The organism is Pseudoduganella violacea, from assembly GCF_014191875.1.
Lineage (GTDB): Bacteria > Pseudomonadota > Gammaproteobacteria > Burkholderiales > Burkholderiaceae_D > Rugamonas > Rugamonas violacea_A.
In genome coordinates, this window is sequence record NZ_JACHXD010000010.1 from 123,267 (window position 1) to 140,805 (window position 17,539).

Sequence of the window (17,539 nt, forward strand, 5' to 3'; positions counted from 1 at the left end):
ATCATGAAGAATAAGACTTCCCTGATTTGCGGTTCGCTTGCGATCGACATCATCATGCAATACGAAGGCCGCTTCGGCGACACCCTGCTGGCCGACCAGCTGCACAAGGTCAACGTCTCCTTCCTGGTGCCGACCATGCGCACCGAGTTCGGCGGCTGCTCCGGCAATATCGCCTACAACCTCAAGCTGCTGGGCGGCGAGCCGCGCATCGTCGGCGTCATGGGCCAGGATTGCGCGCCCTATCTGGAGCGCCTGCAACAGCTCGGCATCTCGACCGAGAACATCCTGATCAAGAAGGACGCCTACAACGCCCAGTGCTTCGTCACGGCCGACTCGGACAATAACCAGATCAACGCCTTCCACCCGGGCGCCATGTCCTTCGCCCACGAAAACGAGATCGCCAAGGCCGGCCCGGCCGCCATCGCCATCATCTCGCCCGACGGCCACCTGGGCATGCTCAAGCACGCCGACGACCTGTCCCAGCTGAACATCCCCTTCATCTTCGACCCGGGCCAGCAGATGCCGATGTTCACGCCCGAGCAGTTGATCGACTTCATCAACAAAGCCACTTACGTCACCTGCAACGATTACGAAATCGAGCTGCTGATGGACCGCACCGGCCTGACGCTGCCCGAGATCGCCAGCCGTCTGCAGGCGCTGATCGTCACGCGCGGCGACAAAGGGTCCGAGATCTACACCGACGGCAAGCGCATCGACATCCCCACCGTCGCCGTCACCGAAGCGCTCGACCCGACCGGCTGCGGCGACGCCTACCGCGCCGGCCTGCTGTATGGCCTGACCAACGAGCTCGGCTGGGAAACCACGGGCCGCCTGGCCAGCCTGCTGGGCGCCATCAAGATCGCCCACAAAGGCGCGCAAAACCACGTCCTCAGCAAAGAGCAGATCGCCGACCGCTTCGAAGCCGCCTTCGGCTACCGCTTCTAAGCCAAGGCCAACAGCCGAGCCCGTGTCCACCGTGGTGCCAGGCACCACGGTGGACACGGGCTCGGCAATAAGCATAGGCACGCCAGGCCGGGGATGTCCCCGGCCTTTTTCATTCCTTTAAGGGTTTGCGGTGTTAGACGCGGCTTAGCGGCCGCCGAAGAGCATGCCGAGCACGAGCTGGGCGATTTGCAGCAGGATCAGGGCGACCAGCAGCGAAAGGTCGAGGCCGCCAACCAGGGGCACGACGCGGCGCAGGGGCCGCAGCAGCGGTTCATTCAATGCGCGGATGAAGGGGGCGGTCGGCGCGTGCGGGTTGATCCAGCTGAAGATCGCTTCGATCACCAGCAGCGCCATGAAACCATACAGTATCCAGTTCAGGAAACGGTGCAGCGCCATCAGCAGCACGGTTTCGGGCGGCAGGCCGGCCACAAACAGCACGGAACTCGCCAGCAGGACAATCAGGAATGCGCCCAGCAGGCTGGCCCAGTCATAGCCGCCCACGCCGGGGACTATCCGGCGCAGAGGACGCACCAGCCAGTCGGATAATTGGAAAGTGAATTGGGCCACCGAGGATGGCGGACGGACGCGGATCGCTTGCATCCAGAAGCGCAGCAACAGAACACCGGCCAGCACACTGGCGGCGGTGTCGACAATCAACATAACAATACTAAGCACGTGGACCCTCCATAAAAAAGCCGCTGTGTGATTGTCTCACACAGCGGCTGTCGCCTCATCCGGGCCTAAGCGCTTTGCTTAGGAAGGACGGGTGCTGGTTGGGAAAGGCCATGCGGCAGCTGGGGCCAGCACGGTTTTCGCGGTTGGAGCAGCGGCGGCGGCGGCCGGTTTGGCGGCAGCTTCTTTCTTAGGAGCGGCGGCTTTCTTCGGTGCGGCTTTTTTTGCGGCTGGCTTGGCAGCTGGTTTCGCAGCAGCTGGAGCGGCTGGTTTAGCGGCTACTTTGGCGGCCGGCTTTGCAGCTGGCTTGGCGGCTGGTTTAGCAGCGACTTTTTTGACAGCTGGTTTAGCGGCTGGCTTGGCAGCGGCTTTAGGCGCAGCGGCTTTCTTGGCGGCTGGTTTAGCGGCAGCTTTCGGAGCAGCTTTAGGCGCAGCAGCTTTCTTGGCGGCTGGCTTGGCGGCGGCTTTCTTCGCTGCTGGTTTAGCGGCGGCTTTCGCTACGGTTTTCTTGGCAGCTGGTTTGGCAGCGGCTTTTTTAGCGGCCGGTTTAGCAGCGGCTTTCTTGGCTGCTGGCTTGGCAGCGGTTTTCGCTACGGCTTTTTTCGCTGCCGGCTTGGCAGCGGCTTTCTTGGCCACTGGCTTGGCTGCGGCTTTTTTCGCTGCTGGTTTAGCGGCGGTTTTCGCTACGACTTTTTTCGCTGCTGGCTTGGCGGCCGCTTTTTTGGCGACTGGCTTCGCTGCTGCTTTCTTCGCTACTGGCTTGGCGGCTGCCTTGACCGTGGCTTTCTTCGCTGCTGGTTTTGCTGCTGGCTTGGCAGCGGCTTTTTTGGCCACTGGCTTAGCGGCGGCTTTCTTCGCTACTGGTTTGGCAGCGGCTTTTTTCACTGCTGGCTTAGCGGCGGCTTTCGCTGCTGGTTTAGCGGCGACGGCTTTTTTCACTGCTGGCTTGGCAGCGGCTTTAGCGACGGTCTTCTTGGCTGCTGGTTTGGCGGCAGCTTTTTTAGCAGCTGGTTTAGCGGCAGCGGTTTTGGTAGCTGCTTTTTTAGCGGCAGGAGCGGCCTTTGCGGCGGCTGGTTTCTTTGCTTCGGTTTTTTTAGCGGCTGTTGCCATTTTTTTTCTCCTTCATCTGAGATGAGAACTTATACGCACAAGATGTAAACCCGCCCCTCCTCCCCAATGGAAGATAGGCGAATTATTCATCGGCGCAAACAACTTCGGGGTTTGCGCTAATGAATACGGCACCAGCTGAACTGCTGCAACTCCTCACGTTTGCAGCGCTTCAGCCATCGACTCTGCCGCCGCACCACAGGGTGCTTTCGGCGGCAGCTTCAAAATCTTGTTACGGCACGTTCCGGTTCGAGGGCGTATGCTCAGCTCCATTCGATCCCGCGCCGCAGCCACATCACGTCATCAAGTTCAAAGAAAAAACCGCCCCGCCTGATCGGATTCAGGCAAGACGGCTTCCCGATAACGGTGTGGTCTTGTGCATATCTGTGCGTTTTGTATCCCGTTTTTTCGTCGATTTTTGCGCTTACAACACACTCAAAAAAGAGCGCTTGCAAATTCAAGTATTTTCAAGTTCGTAAAGTACACGAAAACCTTGTTAATGCGCAACCGGAACAATTGATTTTCACCTTCTTTTTTTCATTGAGTTGAGCGCGCCAACGCACATTCAAACACTGAAGAAGGCCCGCCGATGCTGCTTGCGCGCCCTTTCCGATCACCTCATCGCGCGCATGCGCTTCGCATAGCTCCTTTACCTAAAGGCGCTATGCGTTTTCAAAAAATCCGGAGGAAGAACTTGCGCGCGCGCGCCGCGCGGCGGCGCCGGCATTTTTGTCGTCGCGATTAAACGACAAGAAAAAAAAGCGCTCGCGCTCCATCGCGACGCGGCGCGGCGTAAAAAGCGCATAAAAAAAAGCCCGGCGCGTGCCGGGCTTTTCGAAGAAGCGAAATCGCGAACGGGTCAGTCCCAGTTCAGCGCGCCGCCGGTCTGGTACTCGGTGACGCGGGTCTCGAAGAAGTTGCGTTCCTTCTTCAGGTCGATCATCTCGCTCATCCACGGGAAGGGATTTTCATCCTGGTCGAACAGCTGCTCCAGGCCGATCTGCACCGCGCGGCGGTTGGCGATGAAGCGCAGGTAACCTTTGAACATGGTCGCGTTCAGACCCAGTACGCCGCGCGGCATGGTGTCTTCGGCGTAGGCGTATTCCAGGTCCACGGCGTGCAGGAACAGGGCCTTGATCTCGTCGCGGAAGGCCGGGGTCCACAGCTGCGGGTTTTCCAGCTTGATGGTGTTGATCAGGTCAATGCCGAAGTTGCAGTGCATGGACTCGTCGCGCAGGATGTACTGGTATTGCTCGGCGGCGCCCATCATCTTGTTCTGGCGGCCCAGCGCCAGGATCTGGGTGAAGCCGACATAGAAGAACAGGCCTTCCATCAGGCAGGCGAAGACGATCAGGGACTTCAGCAGCTTCTGGTCGTTTTCGATGGTGCCGGTGACGAAGGCCGGGTCGGTCAGGGTGTTGATGAAGGGGATCAGGAACTCATCCTTGTCGCGGATGGATTTGATCTCGTTGTAGGCGTTGAAGATTTCGCGCTCGTCCAGACCCAGGGATTCCACGATGTACTGGTAGGCGTGGGTGTGGATCGCTTCTTCGAAGGCCTGGCGCAGCAGGTACTGGCGGCACTCCGGCGCCGTGATGTGGCGGTAGGTGCCCAGCACGATGTTGTTGGCGGCCAGGGAGTCGGCGGTGACGAAGAAGCCCAGGTTGCGCTTGACCAGGCGGCGCTCGTCTTCGGACAGGCCGTTCGGGTTCTTCCACAGCTCGATGTCGCGCTGCATATTCACTTCCTGCGGCATCCAGTGGTTGGCGCAGCCGGCCAGGTATTTGTCCCAGGCCCATTTGTACTTGAAGGGCACCAGCTGGTTGACGTCGGTCTTGCCGTTGATGATGCGCTTGTCGTCGGCGTTCACGCGCAGGGCGATCTGCTCGGCCGTGCCTTCACTGGCTTCGGCGCTCACTTGGTTGCGCGCCACCGGCGCGGCTTCTTCATCCCAGGACAACATGGTTTCTTTCCTTATCAATCTGTAAAAGAATCGGCCGGGCAGGCCCGGCGCGATTCTGACTATGCTCTATAGATGGCTACTCAACAGCTTATTGGCAAGCTTCGCATTCCTCGAAGCCGGCATCGCCCGGACGCAGATAGCAGGCGGCGCCGTCCGCCACTTCCGGGGTAGTCGCGCCGGCAGCGGCGGCTGGCGCGGCGCTGACGGCAGCTGGCGTCACCGCCACGGCGTTCAGGGCGCCGGTCTTGGAAGTGGACTTCTCCATATGCGAGGCAGCGATGGTACGCAGGTAGTAGGTGGTTTTCAGGCCGCGCAGCCAGGCCAGCTTGTAGGTCTCGTCCAGTTTCTTGCCGGATGCGCCAGCCATATAGATGTTCAGCGACTGGGCCTGGTCGATCCACTTCTGGCGGCGCGAGGCGGCTTCCACCAGCCAGGTCGGCGACACTTCGAAGGCGGTTGCATAAATATCACGCAGGTCTTGCGGCACGCGGTCGATCTTGCTCAGCGAGCCGTCGAAGTATTTCAGGTCGGCGATCATGACCTCGTCCCACAGGCCGCGCGCTTTCAGGTCGCGCACCAGGTAGGCGTTGATCTCGGTGAACTCGCCCGACAGGTTGGACTTCACGTACAGGTTCTGGAAGGTCGGCTCGATGCAGGCCGACACGCCGATGATGTTCGAAATGGTCGCGGTCGGAGCGATCGCCACGCAGTTCGAGTTGCGCATGCCGAACTTGGCGATGCGTTCGCGCACCGGGGTCCAGTCCATCGAGGACGACAGATCCTGTTCCAGGTAGCCGCCGCGCTCTTCGGCCAGCAGCTTGACCGAATCCTGCGGCAGGATGCCGCGGTCCCACAGCGAGCCTTTGTAGGACGCGTACTGGCCGCGTTCCTCGGCCAGCTCGGTGGAGGCCAGGTAGGCGTAGTAGCACACCGCTTCCATCGAGGTGTCGGCGAAGGCCACCGCTTCGTTCGAGGAGTACGGCACGCGCATCATGTGCAGGCAGTCCTGGAAGCCCATCACGCCCATGCCGACCGGACGGTGGCGCATATTGGCGTTGCGGGCCTTCTCGACGGCGTAATAGTTAATGTCAATCACGTTGTCCAGCATGCGCATGGCGGTGCGGACGGTTTTCTGCAGCTTGACGTGATCCAGCTTGCCCTCTTTCATGTGGGCCGGCAGGTTGACCGAACCCAGGTTGCAGACGGCGATTTCGTCGGGACCGGTGTTCAGGGTGATCTCGGTGCACAGGTTCGAGCTGTGGACCACGCCCACGTGCTGCTGCGGCGAACGGATATTGCACGGGTCCTTGAAGGTGATCCATGGGTGGCCGGTTTCGAACAGCATGGACAGCATCTTGCGCCACAGGTCGAGCGCTTCGATCTTCTTGGAAACGCGGATTTCGCCGGCGGCCGCCTTGGCTTCGTAGCCCAGGTAGGCTTGTTCGAAGGCCTTGCCCACCTTGTCGTGCAGGTCCGGGGTGTCCGATGGCGAGAACAGGGTCCAGCTGCCTTTTTCCATCACGCGCTTCATGAACAGGTCGGGAATCCAGTTCGCGGTGTTCATGTCGTGGGTGCGGCGGCGGTCGTCGCCGGTGTTCTTGCGCAGGTCGAGGAATTCCTCGATGTCCATGTGCCAGGTTTCCAGGTAGGCGCAGACCGCGCCCTTGCGCTTGCCGCCCTGGTTCACCGCCACGGCGGTGTCGTTTACCACTTTCAGGAACGGCACCACGCCCTGCGATTTGCCGTTGGTGCCCTTGATGTGGGCGCCCAGGGCGCGCACCGGGGTCCAGTCGTTGCCCAGGCCGCCGGCGAACTTGGCCAGCAGCGCGTTTTCCTTGATGGCGTCGTAGATGCCTTCCAGGTCGTCCGACACGGTGGTCAGGTAGCAGGAAGACAGTTGCGAACGCAGGGTGCCCGAGTTGAACAGGGTCGGGGTCGAGGACATGAAGTCGAAGCTCGACAGCAGGTGGTAGAACTCGATGGCGCGCGCTTCGCGCTCGGTCTCGTTCAGGGCCAGGCCCATGGCGACGCGCATATAGAAGGCCTGCGGCATTTCGATGCGCACATCGCGCACGTGCAGGAAGTAGCGGTCGTACAGGGTTTGCAGGCCGATGTAGCCGAACTGCAGGTCGCGGTCGGCCACCAGGGCCTTGGCCAGCTTGGCCAGGTCGAACTTGGCCAGTTCCTCGTTCAGCAGCTCGGCCTTGATGCCCTTGGCGATGTATTGCGGGAAGTACTCGAGGTACTCGGCGGCGGCTTTGGCCTGCGGCACGTCCTTGCCGAACACCTCTTTACGGATGGTGTGCAGCAGGATGCGCGCGGTCACTTGCGAGTAGGCCGGATCTTTTTCCATCAGGGCGCGGGCGGCCAGGATGGCGGACTTGTGCAGCTCTTCGACCGGCACGCCGTCGTACAGGTTCTTCACGGTTTCGGCCAGGATGGCGTCGGCGTCGACGTGCTTTTCCAGGCCGGAGCAGGCGGCGTTGATCAGGTCACGCACTTCCTGCATATTCAGCGGACGGCGCGCGCCGTTTTCGGTGACGTGCAGCTGCGGCTCGCCGATGCTGGCAGCGCCGGCGGCTTCCTTTTTCAGGCGGCGTTCTTCCATATGCTTGGCGCGGTACAGCACATAGGCGCGCGCCACATCGTGTTCGCCGGAGCGCATCAGGGCCAGTTCCACCTGGTCTTGCACGTCTTCGATATGGAAGGTGCCGCCGGATGGCTGGCGGCGCACCAGGGCATTCACCACGCTGCTGGTCAGCTCTTCCACCAGTTCACGCACGCGGGCGGAAACGGCGCTCTGGCTGCCGTCCACGGCCAGGAAGGCCTTGGTCATCGCGACCGCGATTTTGGAGGGCTCGAACGCGACCACCGCGCCATTACGGCGGATGATGCGGTAGTCGCCCAGCGTGCCGGCCGCAGTGGCCAGGCCGCCGCCGGCAGCGCCGGCCGAAGCCGGTACTTGCGGCGCTGGATTGATGGTGATGTCCTGAGTAGATTGCATTTCAGCTCCCGATAACAGCGTGCAAAAAGGGTGGTAACAGATTTAGTTGCTCTAAAGCAGGTTTTAATTTGTAGCAAGTTTATTCACTAGATTTAGTGAAACGAACCGACCTGAACACTAATTGTAGGACAAGACTAAACCGTGTGGGGCAAAAAAAATTGCCGAAACAGGCAATTTTTCTGTTGACTTTTAAGTGCTTCGGACAGCAAGCGCGGCTTGCGGTAAGCAAGCACTAACACTGCGCCAAAGCGCGGCCCGGCGCTGCCTTTTCCTTAGGCAAAAACCGGGGCCGGGCGCCGCCTCCGTGGCGATTTTGTATTGACGAAACGATCACGAATGGGGCGGCGGCGGGCGCACCGGGGCGGTCTACGGACAGTGTCCGGACCTGCGGCCGGCGCGCGGCGGAGCGGCATTATAGACGATCCGCGCGTCCGGCCGCCCAAGTCAGGCTTCCGGCTCCTGGATATTCAGCTTTTGCATCTGGTAGCGCAGCTGGCGGAAACTGATGCCCAGCAACTGGGCGGCCTGGGTGCGGTTGAACTGGGTCTGGGCCAGGGCGCGCAGGATGATGTCGCGCTCGACCTGGGCCAGGTAGTCGGGCAGATTGCTGGGCAGGGCGTCGAGCGGCGGGGGCGGCAAGGCGGCGGGCGCTGTCGCCGGTGGCGCGTCCGCCGCCTCGGCCTGGGGCGCGGCGGCGGCAGGCGGCGCGGGTGCGGCAAGCGGCCCGGCAGGCGCCGCCTTGCCGGTCTGCGGCGGGGCGGCGGCCGCCACCGGCACCGCAGGCGGCGCGCCGCGTCCCGGCGCGCCGCCCTTGAGCGCCAGGTCGGCGGCGTCGATCACGCCATCGCTGGAAAACGCCAGGGCGCGCTCCAGGATGTTTTCCAGCTCGCGCACATTGCCGGGGAAGGAATAGGCGCGCAGCGCTTCCAGCACGCCCGGCCCCAGCACCGGCGTGGCGCCGAAACTGCCCAGGCGTTCGAGGATGGCGCCGGTCAGCTCGGGCAGGTCGTCGAGCCGCTCGCGCAGCGGCGGCAGACTGAGTTCGATCACGTTCAGCCGGTAAAACAGATCCTGGCGGAACTTGCCCTCCTCCACGCAACGCGCCAGATCCTGGTGGGTGGCGCTGATGATGCGCACATCGACCGGCTCCTCGGCCGTGGCGCCGATCTTGCGCACGCGCCGCTCCTGGATGGCGCGCAGCAGCTTGACCTGCATCGCCAGCGGCAGGTCGGCCACCTCGTCCAGCATCAGGGTGCCGCCGTGGGCGGCCTGGAAAAAGCCGTCACGCTCGTCGGAAGCGCCGGTGAAAGCGCCCTTGCGGTAGCCGAAAAACTCGGCTTCCATCAGCGCCTCGGGAATGGCGCCGCAGTTGACGGCGATGAAGGGCCGCTCGGCGCGCGAGCTTTGCGCGTGGATTTCGCGCGCCGCCAGCTCCTTGCCGCTGCCCGACTCGCCGGTGATGGCGATCGGCGCCATGGAGCGCGCCAGCCGTCCGATCTGGGCGCGCAAAGCCTGGATCACGGCCGAATGGCCGCGCAGGCGGCTGCGCGCCGGCCCCTGGCTGGGCGCGGCCGGCGGCGGCGCCTGATTAACCTTGAGCGCCGACTGCACCAGCACGCGCAACTGGTCCAGCTGCACCGGCTTGCTGACATAGTCGAAAGCGCCCGCCTTCAGCGCCACCACGGCGTTTTCCGCGCTGCCGAAGGCGGTGACGACGGCGATCGGGGTGTTCTTGCAGGCGGCGGAGACTTCCCGCACCAATTCCAGGCCCAGGCCGTCCGGCAGGCGCATATCGGTCAGCACCAGGGCGTATTCGTGCCGCGTCAGGAAGCCGCGCGCGCGCTGCAGGTTTTCCGCGCTGTCCACGTCCAGGCCCATTTTGACCAGGGTGATTTCCAGCAGCTCGCGCAGGTCCGCTTCGTCATCGACCACCAGGACACGGGGAGAACTCATGCCGCCGCCCCTTCTAATAGATATAGCCAGCGCTCAGCGCGCGGTGGACCGCGCGAATGTAATCACGAAACGGCCGCTCGACTTGCGGCTGCCGTCCGGGTTCACCTCGGAATCGTAGCGGTGCTCATAGTCCAGCATCGCCTCATTATTCAAACACAATTCGCGCGCCAGGTACAAACCCAGCCCGGTTCCCTTGCTCGATGTTGTATGAAAAGGCTCAAACAGGTGGGCGCGCACCTCGGGCGAGATGCCGGGACCGTCGTCCTGCACGTGCAATTCCAGCGCCCGGCCCGGCGTATTGACAATAAAGATACGGATGCTGCGCGGCGTGGCGCTAGCATAGCGCACCGCATTACTGAGTAGATTCAGCAGCACCTCGCGCAGGTGTAGCGGATCGAAGCGCACCGTGGCCGGCGTCACGCCGCCGATGCACAGCTGGCGCGGGTCGAGGCCTTGCACATCGTCGAATTCCGCCTTCAGTTCGGCCAGGAAATCGGGCAGCTCCAGCGGCTCGGCATGGCTTTGCGCCTTGCGCGAGAGCTGCAGAATGTCCTCCACCATGCGGTTCACGCGCGCCACATTGTCGCCCACGATCTTCAAAAGGCGCATCTGCACCGGGCCTTGCACGTCCTCGGCCAGCAGCGAAGTGGCGTGGTCGATGGCCGCCAGCGGATTGCGCACCTCGTGCGCGATGCTGGCCGTGAGCCGGCCCATGGCCGCCAGTTTCAGTTGCTGCGCCTGGTTTTCGATGGCCGTCACGTCCTCCAGGAAAATCACATTGCGCTCGATGCCCAGGCCGGCCGTGTCGGCGGCAACGAAGCGCACCTTGAGGTGGGACGCCATATCGCGCCGCGCGCTCCAGGCGGCGGTCACGTCCTGCAGGGCCGGATCGGTATACGGCTTGATGCTCAGGAAAACGGTGGACAGCAGCGGATTGGCGCGCCAGTCGGCATAAGCCTGGGCCAGCGGATGCAGGGCGGGCGAGCTGCCCAGTTTGAAATCCAGGCGCTGGCCGACCAGGCCAAGCATCTGCTGGGCGGCCGGATTGCCGCCATAAATCTGGCCGTCGGCGCCCGCCACCACCACGCCATCGCCGGCATGCGACATCACCAGACGGTTGACGGCCTGCTGCACGCCGATCTCGATGCCGCGCTGCACGGCCAGCTCCTCCTGTCCGATCAGGCGGGCCGCCATGCGGTTCACCACCAGCACGGTGGCAAAGAAGGCCGCGCCATACAGGCCGGCCTGCAATACCGAGGCATCGAGTTCGAGCAGCAGGCCGCGGTAAATGCTCTCGCCCAGCATGAACAGCGTGACCAGCGAGGTGCAGAACAGCGCCAGCAGCAGCGGCGCCAGGATCGCCGCCCCCGCCAGCGGGAAGAGATAGAGGATGGCCAGGCCGCTGCGCCCGCCGCCGCCCGCCACATACAGCAGCGAGATCACGGCCAGGTCGCAGGCGATCTGCGACAGCAATTGCAGCATGAAGCGGCGCCGCCAATACAGGGCCGCCAGCGAGAAGGACAGCGCCAGCACCAGGTAGCTGGCGCAGATCTCGGCATAGAAGAAATCCCCGGCCGAACGCAGGCCGCGGCTGTCGAAGCTCAGATAGAGCAGCAGGACGATGGCGATCACCACCCGCGTGCCGGTCAGCGTTTGCAGCGAGCGCCAGAACGTCTCGCGGGCTTCGGCTGACAGCACTTGCGGGCGGGTGCTCACCGGAGGATGGGATCAGGGCGCCGGCAAACCGGCGTGGGCCGCGCTGCAATAATTACGGCCATCGGAGGCTACGTTTTCCGAGGCCGGATAATGCACGCCGCAGTGGCTGCAGCACAGCATGGCCTCGGCCTGGGGCGGCGCCTCGGCGGCGCGCGCGCGGCCAGACTGCTGCTCCGGCGGCCGGCTGGCCGACTTCAGCTTGCTGCGGATGGCGGCGACGACCAGGAAGATCAGGGCCAGCCAGAACAAAATACGTGTCATGCGAATCCTCGGTGCAAAACCACTTCCATCACAAAACGGCTGCCGACATAGGCCAGCAGCAAGGTCGCAAAACCGGCCAGCGTGAAGCTCAACGCCGTCTTGCCGCGCCAGCCGCGGAAGTGGCGGCCCGCCAGCAGCGACGCGAACAACAGCCAGGACAAGAGGGTAAAGACCGATTTATGGTCCCACTTCAGCGCCCGGCCAAACAATTCCTCGGAAAAGACCACGCCCGACAGGACCGTCAGGCTCAGCAGCAGGAAGCCCAGGCCGATCATGCGGAACAGCAGCTTCTCCATGGTCAGCAGGGCCGGCAGCTGGTCCAGCGCCGCCCACAGGAAGCCGGCGCGTTCGCTGCGCGTATGCAGGCGCGACTCCTGCAGCGCCATCAGCACGGCGTGGAAAGCCGCGATGGTCAGCGTACTGTAAGCCAGGGTCGCGATGGCGATATGCCAGGGCAGCATGCCCGAGCGGCCTTCGAGCGACACCAGGGCGCCGGGGAAGAGCGCCTCCAGCGCCACGCTGATCGCCGCGCAAGGCATCACCATGCGGCGTAAGCCATCGAGCTGAAAATTCCGATTCTCCAGCCAGTAAGCGCCCACCGAAATCCACAGCGCCGACGAGGCCATGGTCGCGAATCCGATGCGCAGCGAGCCGGGCTCCATCACATCGAAAGACAGCGTAATCCCGTGCAGCACCCAAGCCAGGCCGGTCACGGCGGCAATCAGCGTAGCCTGGCGGGCAGGCAAGACGGCACACACAACATACAGCAACGCGGCTGCGATCAGAAAGTAAGTCTGCATCCAGCTAGTTTACACCAAAGCCCGCCAACCATGCCCCCTCCCCACCCTTTGCGCCAAATCAAACAATGTCCACCCTGGTGTCAGGCACCAGAGTCGGACATTCTTTGATCTAGATCAGCAAATGTCCTACCTTGGTGCCTGACACCAGGGTTGGACATTGTTTGAGATTAGTCAATGGCGGCGAGGCGCAGTTCGTCGTTGTGGTGGCGCTGCTGCTCTTCCATCACGAGCTGGCCGAGCTCGCGCTTGAGGGCGTTGAATTCGGCCGAGGCCGGGTCGCGCAGGCGGGGCAGTTCGACCAGCAGGTCGCGCTTGACCGTGCCGGGGCGGTAGGTCATCACGACGATGCGGTCGGCCAGATAGATGGCTTCCTCGATGCTATGCGTGACGAAGATGATGGTCTTTTTGAGCTCGGCCCAGATGCGCAGCAGCTCGTCCTGCAGATTGCGCCGGGTCAGCGCGTCGAGGGCGCCGAAGGGTTCGTCCATCAGCATGATGGGCGAGTCCAGCGCCAGCACGCGGGCAATGGCGACGCGCTGGCGCATGCCGCCGGACAGGTCTTTCGGATAGCGGCTGCGGAAGTCGCTCAGCGAGAGCATCTGCAGCAGCTGGTCGACCGTGGCCTTGATGCGGGCTTTGTCCAGGCCCTTGATTTCGAGGCCAAAGGCGATGTTGTCGGCCACCGTCATCCACGGGAACAGGGCGTATTCCTGGAAGACCATGCCGCGCTCGGGGCCGGGCGCCGTCACCTCGCGGCCGTCGACGGTGATGCTGCCGCTGCTGGGCAGGGAGAAGCCGGCCACCGCGTTCAGCAGCGTCGACTTGCCGCAGCCCGATGGCCCCAGCAGGCAGACGAACTGGCCTTGCGGGATCTCCAGCGTGATATTTTTCAGCGCCACCACTTCGCGGCTGTCGGTCTGGAACACCTTGCTGACGTCCTGCACCAGAATATGGCTCATCTTAATTCTCCAGGCCGCGGTGCCAGCGCAGCAGGTGGTTGTTCAGGCGGTTCATCAGCACGTCGATGGCAAGGCCGATCAGGCCAATCGAGATCATGCCGGCGATGATCTTGTCGGACCAGAAGTACTCGCGCGCCTCCAGGATGCGGAAGCCCAGGCCATTGTTCACGGCGATCATTTCGGAGACGATTACCACGATGAAGGCGGTGCCGATGCCGATGCGCACACCGGACAGGATGTAGGGCACGGCCGCCGGCAGGATCACGCGCAGGAACATGGTGGCGCCGGAAGCGCCCAGGTTGCGCGCGGCGCGGAGATAGATGCCGTCGACCTGGCGCACGCCGGCGATGGTGTTCATCAGCACCGGGAAGAAGGCGCCCAGCGCGATCAGGAAGACGGCCGGCGGATTACCGAGGCCGAACCACAGGATGGACAAGGGGATATAGGCGATCGGCGGAATCGGCCGCAGCAGCTGCACCAGGGGATTGAGCCAGGCGTAGACGCGGTTGCTGGCGCCCATGCCCAATCCCACCGGCAGCGCCAGGCCAGCGCCAATGGCAAAGCCGACCAGCACGCGGTACAAGCTGCCCATGGCGTCGTGTATCAGTTCTCCCGACAAGGCCCACACCAGCCAATTGCCTTCGCTGTAAGGCTGCAAGGGCAGCAGGTACTCCACCCACTTCTGCACCACCGCCAGCGGCGAAGGCAGCACCTGGGGATTCACCCAGCCCAGCGCGGCCACCGCCTGCCAGGCCGCGATCACCAGCGCCGGCACCACCAGGCCGACGGCCGCTTCGCGCCATGAGAATTTCGCCATACCGCCCTCCCCTGCTTATTATTTAACTTCTTATTTAACGTTCAGGCTCTTTTTGGCCTGGTCCAGCAGGTCGGTCTTGACCCACTCCTTGGCCACCGGCGGCTTGGCCATCTTGCCGACGCCGGTCTTGGCCATCACATCGGTCGTGATCTGGATATGCTCGGGCGAGATATCGTAGGAGTACGGCGAATTGCTGATCGCGTCCTGGAAATCGTCCTTGGTGATCTGGCCTTTGAAGATCACTTCGCGCACATATTTTTCGGCCACGTCAGGCTTGTCGATGAAGGTACGGGTGGCTTCGACGAAGCAGCGCATGAACTTCTCGGCCACCGGACGGCGCTCCTTGTAGAACTTCTCCGTCATCACCATGGTGCGAATCGGCTCGCCGATCGGCGTGTCGTACGGCTTGATGATCTCGGTGCCGAAGCCTTTGTTGATCGATTGCGAGGATTGCGGCTCCGACTGCATCATGGCGTCGATATTCTTGCCCAGCAGCGCCTGATTCAGATCGGCGTAGGCGAGGAAGACGATCTGCACGTCCTTGCCCGGCTGGTCGGAGGCGGTCAGGCCGGCCTGCTGCAGCTCGGCCAGCAGCAGCACTTCCTGGATGCCGCCGCGCGTGACGCCGACCTTCTTGCCTTTCAGGTCGCGCACGGTTTTCATTTTCAGGTCGGTGCGGCCGACCAGGCGCGCGCCGCCCTTGGCGAAACCGGCCACCACATAGATCGGCGCGCCGCCGGCGCGGCCCGAGATCGCCGCTTCCGACGCGGTGCTGCCCACATCGAGTTCACCGGCGATGATGGCCTGCATCACGTCCAGGCCCTTGGCGAAGACATGCTCCTCGACCTTGATGCCGCATTTGGGCGCGATCTCCTTAATATAGGAGACGGCGCCGTAGTGGGCGAATTTCAGGTTACCGAGGCGCACCACTTCCTGCGCCTGGGCGCTGCCCGCCATGGCCAGCGCCGCCAACGCCAGGGTCTTTGCGATCTTATTCAGTTTCATCCGGTCTCTCCTCGCCAGTCAGATAGAAATATGGCCCGCGGCCACGGTCGTTCGTGCGCGCAGATCATATCAAAAAATATTGCCGTATAGATATATATTGCACTGCCGTGCCGCGCTTGTTTTGCTCAGGCTATCAGAGCGGCCCCGTTCTGGCGACTGCGGCGCTCGTTTCGCCGCCCATCCTAGGGACGGGCGTTGCGCAGGCGGGCCAGGCGTTCGCTGCTGACGGGGTGGCTGGACAGGTAGGCGCTGGCATTCTTGTCCAGCTTTTCCAGCACTTCGAAGACGCGTTCCAGGTGCGCCAGCGGCAGGCCGTTGTGGCGCAGCATGGCGGCGGCGTAGTCGTCGGCATCGCGTTCGGCGTCGCGCGAGTAGCGCAGGTCGAGCAGCAGGGCCGGGACGCCGGCGATGATGGCGGAGGCATCGCCAAACACCAGGGCGGTCACGGCGGCCACGGCCGAACCCTGGATCACGCGCCGCGTCAGGTGGCGTTCGTGCAGATGGCCCAGCTCATGCGCCAGCACCGCCATCACGGCGCCGTCGTCCGGCAGCAGTTCGGCCAGTTCGTCGGTCAGCACGATGTCGCCGGACGGCAGGGCAAAGGCGTTCGGGCCGATGCTGCTTTTGCGGAAGAGCAGGCGGTAGGCGGGCGCGCCCGGCTCCGGCGAACGCAGGCCGGCAAAGGCGGCCCTCAGCGCGGCCTGGCGCGCGGCCGGCATATCCGACTGCACAAACACATGCCGGTCCAGCACTTCCAGCATGCCGCTGCCCAGCATGCGTTCGGCCTGCACCGGCAGGTGGCGCGCCACCACCGTGGCGGCGGCGGGCAAGCCATATAGATAGACGGCGCCCAGCAGGGCCACGGTGGCGACGGCCGCCAGCGCCGTGCCGCGCCAGCTTTGCTGCGCGCGCACCACCCAGCTGTCGCCATGACCGCTGGCGTGCAGCAGCCGCTCGAAAGCGGCGCGGTCCACCGCTTCCAGGTAGGCGCCGTCGTCGAAGGTTACCTTGCGCACCGCATGCGCGCTGCGCTCGGAAACGCGCAACTGGTCCAGCGGACAGGCGCGTTCGGCCTCGCCGCTCAGATGCAGCATGCCTTCCCGCACCCGCACTTCCACGCGGTGGGCGCGCGACGTCTTGCCGTCGAAATAGCGGGCGGCGGCGACCTCGTGTTCCATTACAGCGCCAGGTCCAGGTCGATGATGTCGGCCACGCCTTCGCCGGTCGAATCCACATCCTGCTGCACGCCGGCGATGAAATCATCCAGGCTGCCGGCCGCCAGCATGGTGGCCGATTCCAGACGGTACTTCAGCACGCGCACCTTGGCGAAGGGGATGAACAGGCCCAGGGTGCAGATGACGCCCAGCAGATTAGTCAGGTAGATGGAGGTCAGGCGGCCCCAGGCCAGTTCCGAGCGGAAGCCGTGCTGGCCAAGCTGGGTGTGGTCCCAGATCAGGTTCTGCAGGCGGGATTGGAACAGCGGCCAGATGCTGAAGAGCCACAGATAAGTCAGGCCGATCATCAGTATGGTCGCCGCCGCCGGGCCGCCGAACGGCAAGGCGTGGGCGAAGGCCGTGCCAAGGAAAAAGCCGGCGACGCTGCACACGATGGTGCCGACAAATGTGATCGCAAAGAAGATCAGGTACTGGCGATAGAAGCTGCCCACGCTGGCATCGAAGCTGAACTTGGTGCTGCCGAAACGCGCTTCGCTGTGCTGGAAGCGCTTGACGCGCTGGTGCACGAAAGGCAGGGCCAGGCCCAGCGAGAGGCTGACCAGCAGCGGCAACCACAGATAATGGATGTAGGCGCTGCGCTTGTCGCCGTCGAAACCGAAGCGGATGCCACGGTAGCTGGTGTTGTACAGCTTGAACTGCATGCTGCGCCAGACCAGCACCGGCATCACGATCGCCACCGCCACCATCATGGCCAGGCCGAGCAGCGGCGAAATCTTGAACGCCAGGTTATAGCCGCCCACCAGGATCAGGGCCAGGATGCGGCCTTTTAAAATCGCTTTCGGATTGCCGTGATATTCAAAGCTGCTGCCATCCAAACGGGTGCTGGAATAAAAATATTGATTGCTGCGCACCTTGGCCCAGGCCGAATAAATACCGAGGGTCACAATGCTGAGCAGCAGATTGACTATCCAGATGCGGAAATATTCGCTGCCGGTGGCGCTGAATTCCAGTTTCAGTTCGCGCGCCTGGTCTTCCTGCGGCCATGCTGCCTGCGTGTTATCCATGAATATTCCTGACAAGATTATCGATGAAATAAGACTGTAACCGGAAAGCGGCGCAAGCGGAAGATGATTTTTATCATCAATTAATGCATTGTGACAAT

At 63.0% G+C, this 17,539-nt stretch carries 15 protein-coding genes; 2 read left to right on the forward strand and 13 right to left on the reverse strand.

All coding sequences use genetic code 11. The features are described 5' to 3' along the window. The first annotated feature begins 3 nt into the window (after positions 1-3). Entirely contained in the window at positions 4-945 is a 942-nt protein-coding gene (locus FHS03_RS17920) for a carbohydrate kinase family protein (RefSeq protein WP_183442307.1), read from the forward strand. Positions 946-1,089: 144 nt separating this feature from the next. On the opposite strand, the gene FHS03_RS17925 is transcribed toward FHS03_RS17920, so the two are convergent. Next, on the reverse strand, positions 1,090-1,605 hold the full coding sequence (locus FHS03_RS17925) for a YggT family protein (RefSeq protein WP_050411550.1): 516 nt from the start codon (positions 1,603-1,605) through the stop codon (positions 1,090-1,092). A gap of 93 nt (positions 1,606-1,698) precedes the next feature. Further along, positions 1,699-2,727, reverse strand: coding sequence for a hypothetical protein (locus FHS03_RS17930; RefSeq protein ID WP_183442308.1), 1,029 nt, complete (start codon positions 2,725-2,727; stop codon positions 1,699-1,701). Positions 2,728-2,846: 119 nt separating this feature from the next. Here FHS03_RS17930 and FHS03_RS17935 point away from each other — a divergent pair, with 119 nt between their 5' ends. After that, positions 2,847-3,203, forward strand: coding sequence for a hypothetical protein (locus FHS03_RS17935; RefSeq protein ID WP_183442309.1), 357 nt, complete (start codon positions 2,847-2,849; stop codon positions 3,201-3,203). A 380-nt stretch (positions 3,204-3,583) separates the two neighbouring features. On the opposite strand, the gene FHS03_RS17940 is transcribed toward FHS03_RS17935, so the two are convergent. The 11 genes from FHS03_RS17940 to FHS03_RS17990 all read right to left on the reverse strand — a co-directional run bounded on the left by FHS03_RS17940 (position 3,584) and on the right by FHS03_RS17990 (position 17,441). After that, the gene (locus FHS03_RS17940) at positions 3,584-4,687 is read right to left on the reverse strand and encodes a ribonucleotide-diphosphate reductase subunit beta (RefSeq protein ID WP_183442310.1); all 1,104 of its coding nucleotides are present in this window, start codon (positions 4,685-4,687) and stop codon (positions 3,584-3,586) included. An 88-nt stretch (positions 4,688-4,775) separates the two neighbouring features. Beyond that, positions 4,776-7,691, reverse strand: coding sequence for a ribonucleoside-diphosphate reductase subunit alpha (locus FHS03_RS17945; protein WP_183442311.1), 2,916 nt, complete (start codon positions 7,689-7,691; stop codon positions 4,776-4,778). Between the two features lie 444 nt (positions 7,692-8,135). Continuing rightward, positions 8,136-9,644 (reverse strand): sigma-54-dependent transcriptional regulator, encoded by a 1,509-nt coding sequence (locus FHS03_RS17950; protein ID WP_183442312.1) that lies wholly within the window; start codon positions 9,642-9,644, stop codon positions 8,136-8,138. 33 nt (positions 9,645-9,677) lie between these two features. Next, complete coding sequence (locus FHS03_RS17955) at positions 9,678-11,360, reverse strand: two-component system sensor histidine kinase NtrB (protein WP_183442313.1); 1,683 nt, start codon at positions 11,358-11,360, stop codon at positions 9,678-9,680. A 12-nt stretch (positions 11,361-11,372) separates the two neighbouring features. After that, positions 11,373-11,621 (reverse strand): PP0621 family protein, encoded by a 249-nt coding sequence (locus tag FHS03_RS17960; RefSeq protein ID WP_183442314.1) that lies wholly within the window; start codon positions 11,619-11,621, stop codon positions 11,373-11,375. Next, complete coding sequence (locus tag FHS03_RS17965) at positions 11,618-12,421, reverse strand: cytochrome C assembly family protein (RefSeq protein ID WP_183442316.1); 804 nt, start codon at positions 12,419-12,421, stop codon at positions 11,618-11,620. Before FHS03_RS17965 ends, FHS03_RS17960 begins: the two co-directional genes overlap by 4 nt. A 167-nt stretch (positions 12,422-12,588) precedes the next feature. Then, positions 12,589-13,380 (reverse strand): ABC transporter ATP-binding protein, encoded by a 792-nt coding sequence (locus tag FHS03_RS17970; protein WP_183442318.1) that lies wholly within the window; start codon positions 13,378-13,380, stop codon positions 12,589-12,591. 1 nt (position 13,381) lies between these two features. Next, on the reverse strand, positions 13,382-14,197 hold the full coding sequence (locus FHS03_RS17975) for an ABC transporter permease (RefSeq protein ID WP_183442319.1): 816 nt from the start codon (positions 14,195-14,197) through the stop codon (positions 13,382-13,384). Between the two features lie 30 nt (positions 14,198-14,227). Next, entirely contained in the window at positions 14,228-15,202 is a 975-nt protein-coding gene (locus FHS03_RS17980) for an ABC transporter substrate-binding protein (RefSeq protein ID WP_183442321.1), read from the reverse strand. Between the two features lie 182 nt (positions 15,203-15,384). Then, positions 15,385-16,380, reverse strand: a complete 996-nt coding sequence (locus FHS03_RS17985) for a M48 family metallopeptidase (protein ID WP_183442322.1) — start codon at positions 16,378-16,380, stop codon at positions 15,385-15,387. Continuing rightward, a complete protein-coding gene (locus FHS03_RS17990; RefSeq protein ID WP_183442323.1) occupies positions 16,380-17,441 on the reverse strand; it encodes a YjgN family protein in 1,062 nt (353 codons plus the stop codon). The genes FHS03_RS17985 and FHS03_RS17990 overlap by 1 nt, the downstream gene beginning before the upstream one ends. Between the last annotated feature and the right edge of the window lie 98 nt (positions 17,442-17,539).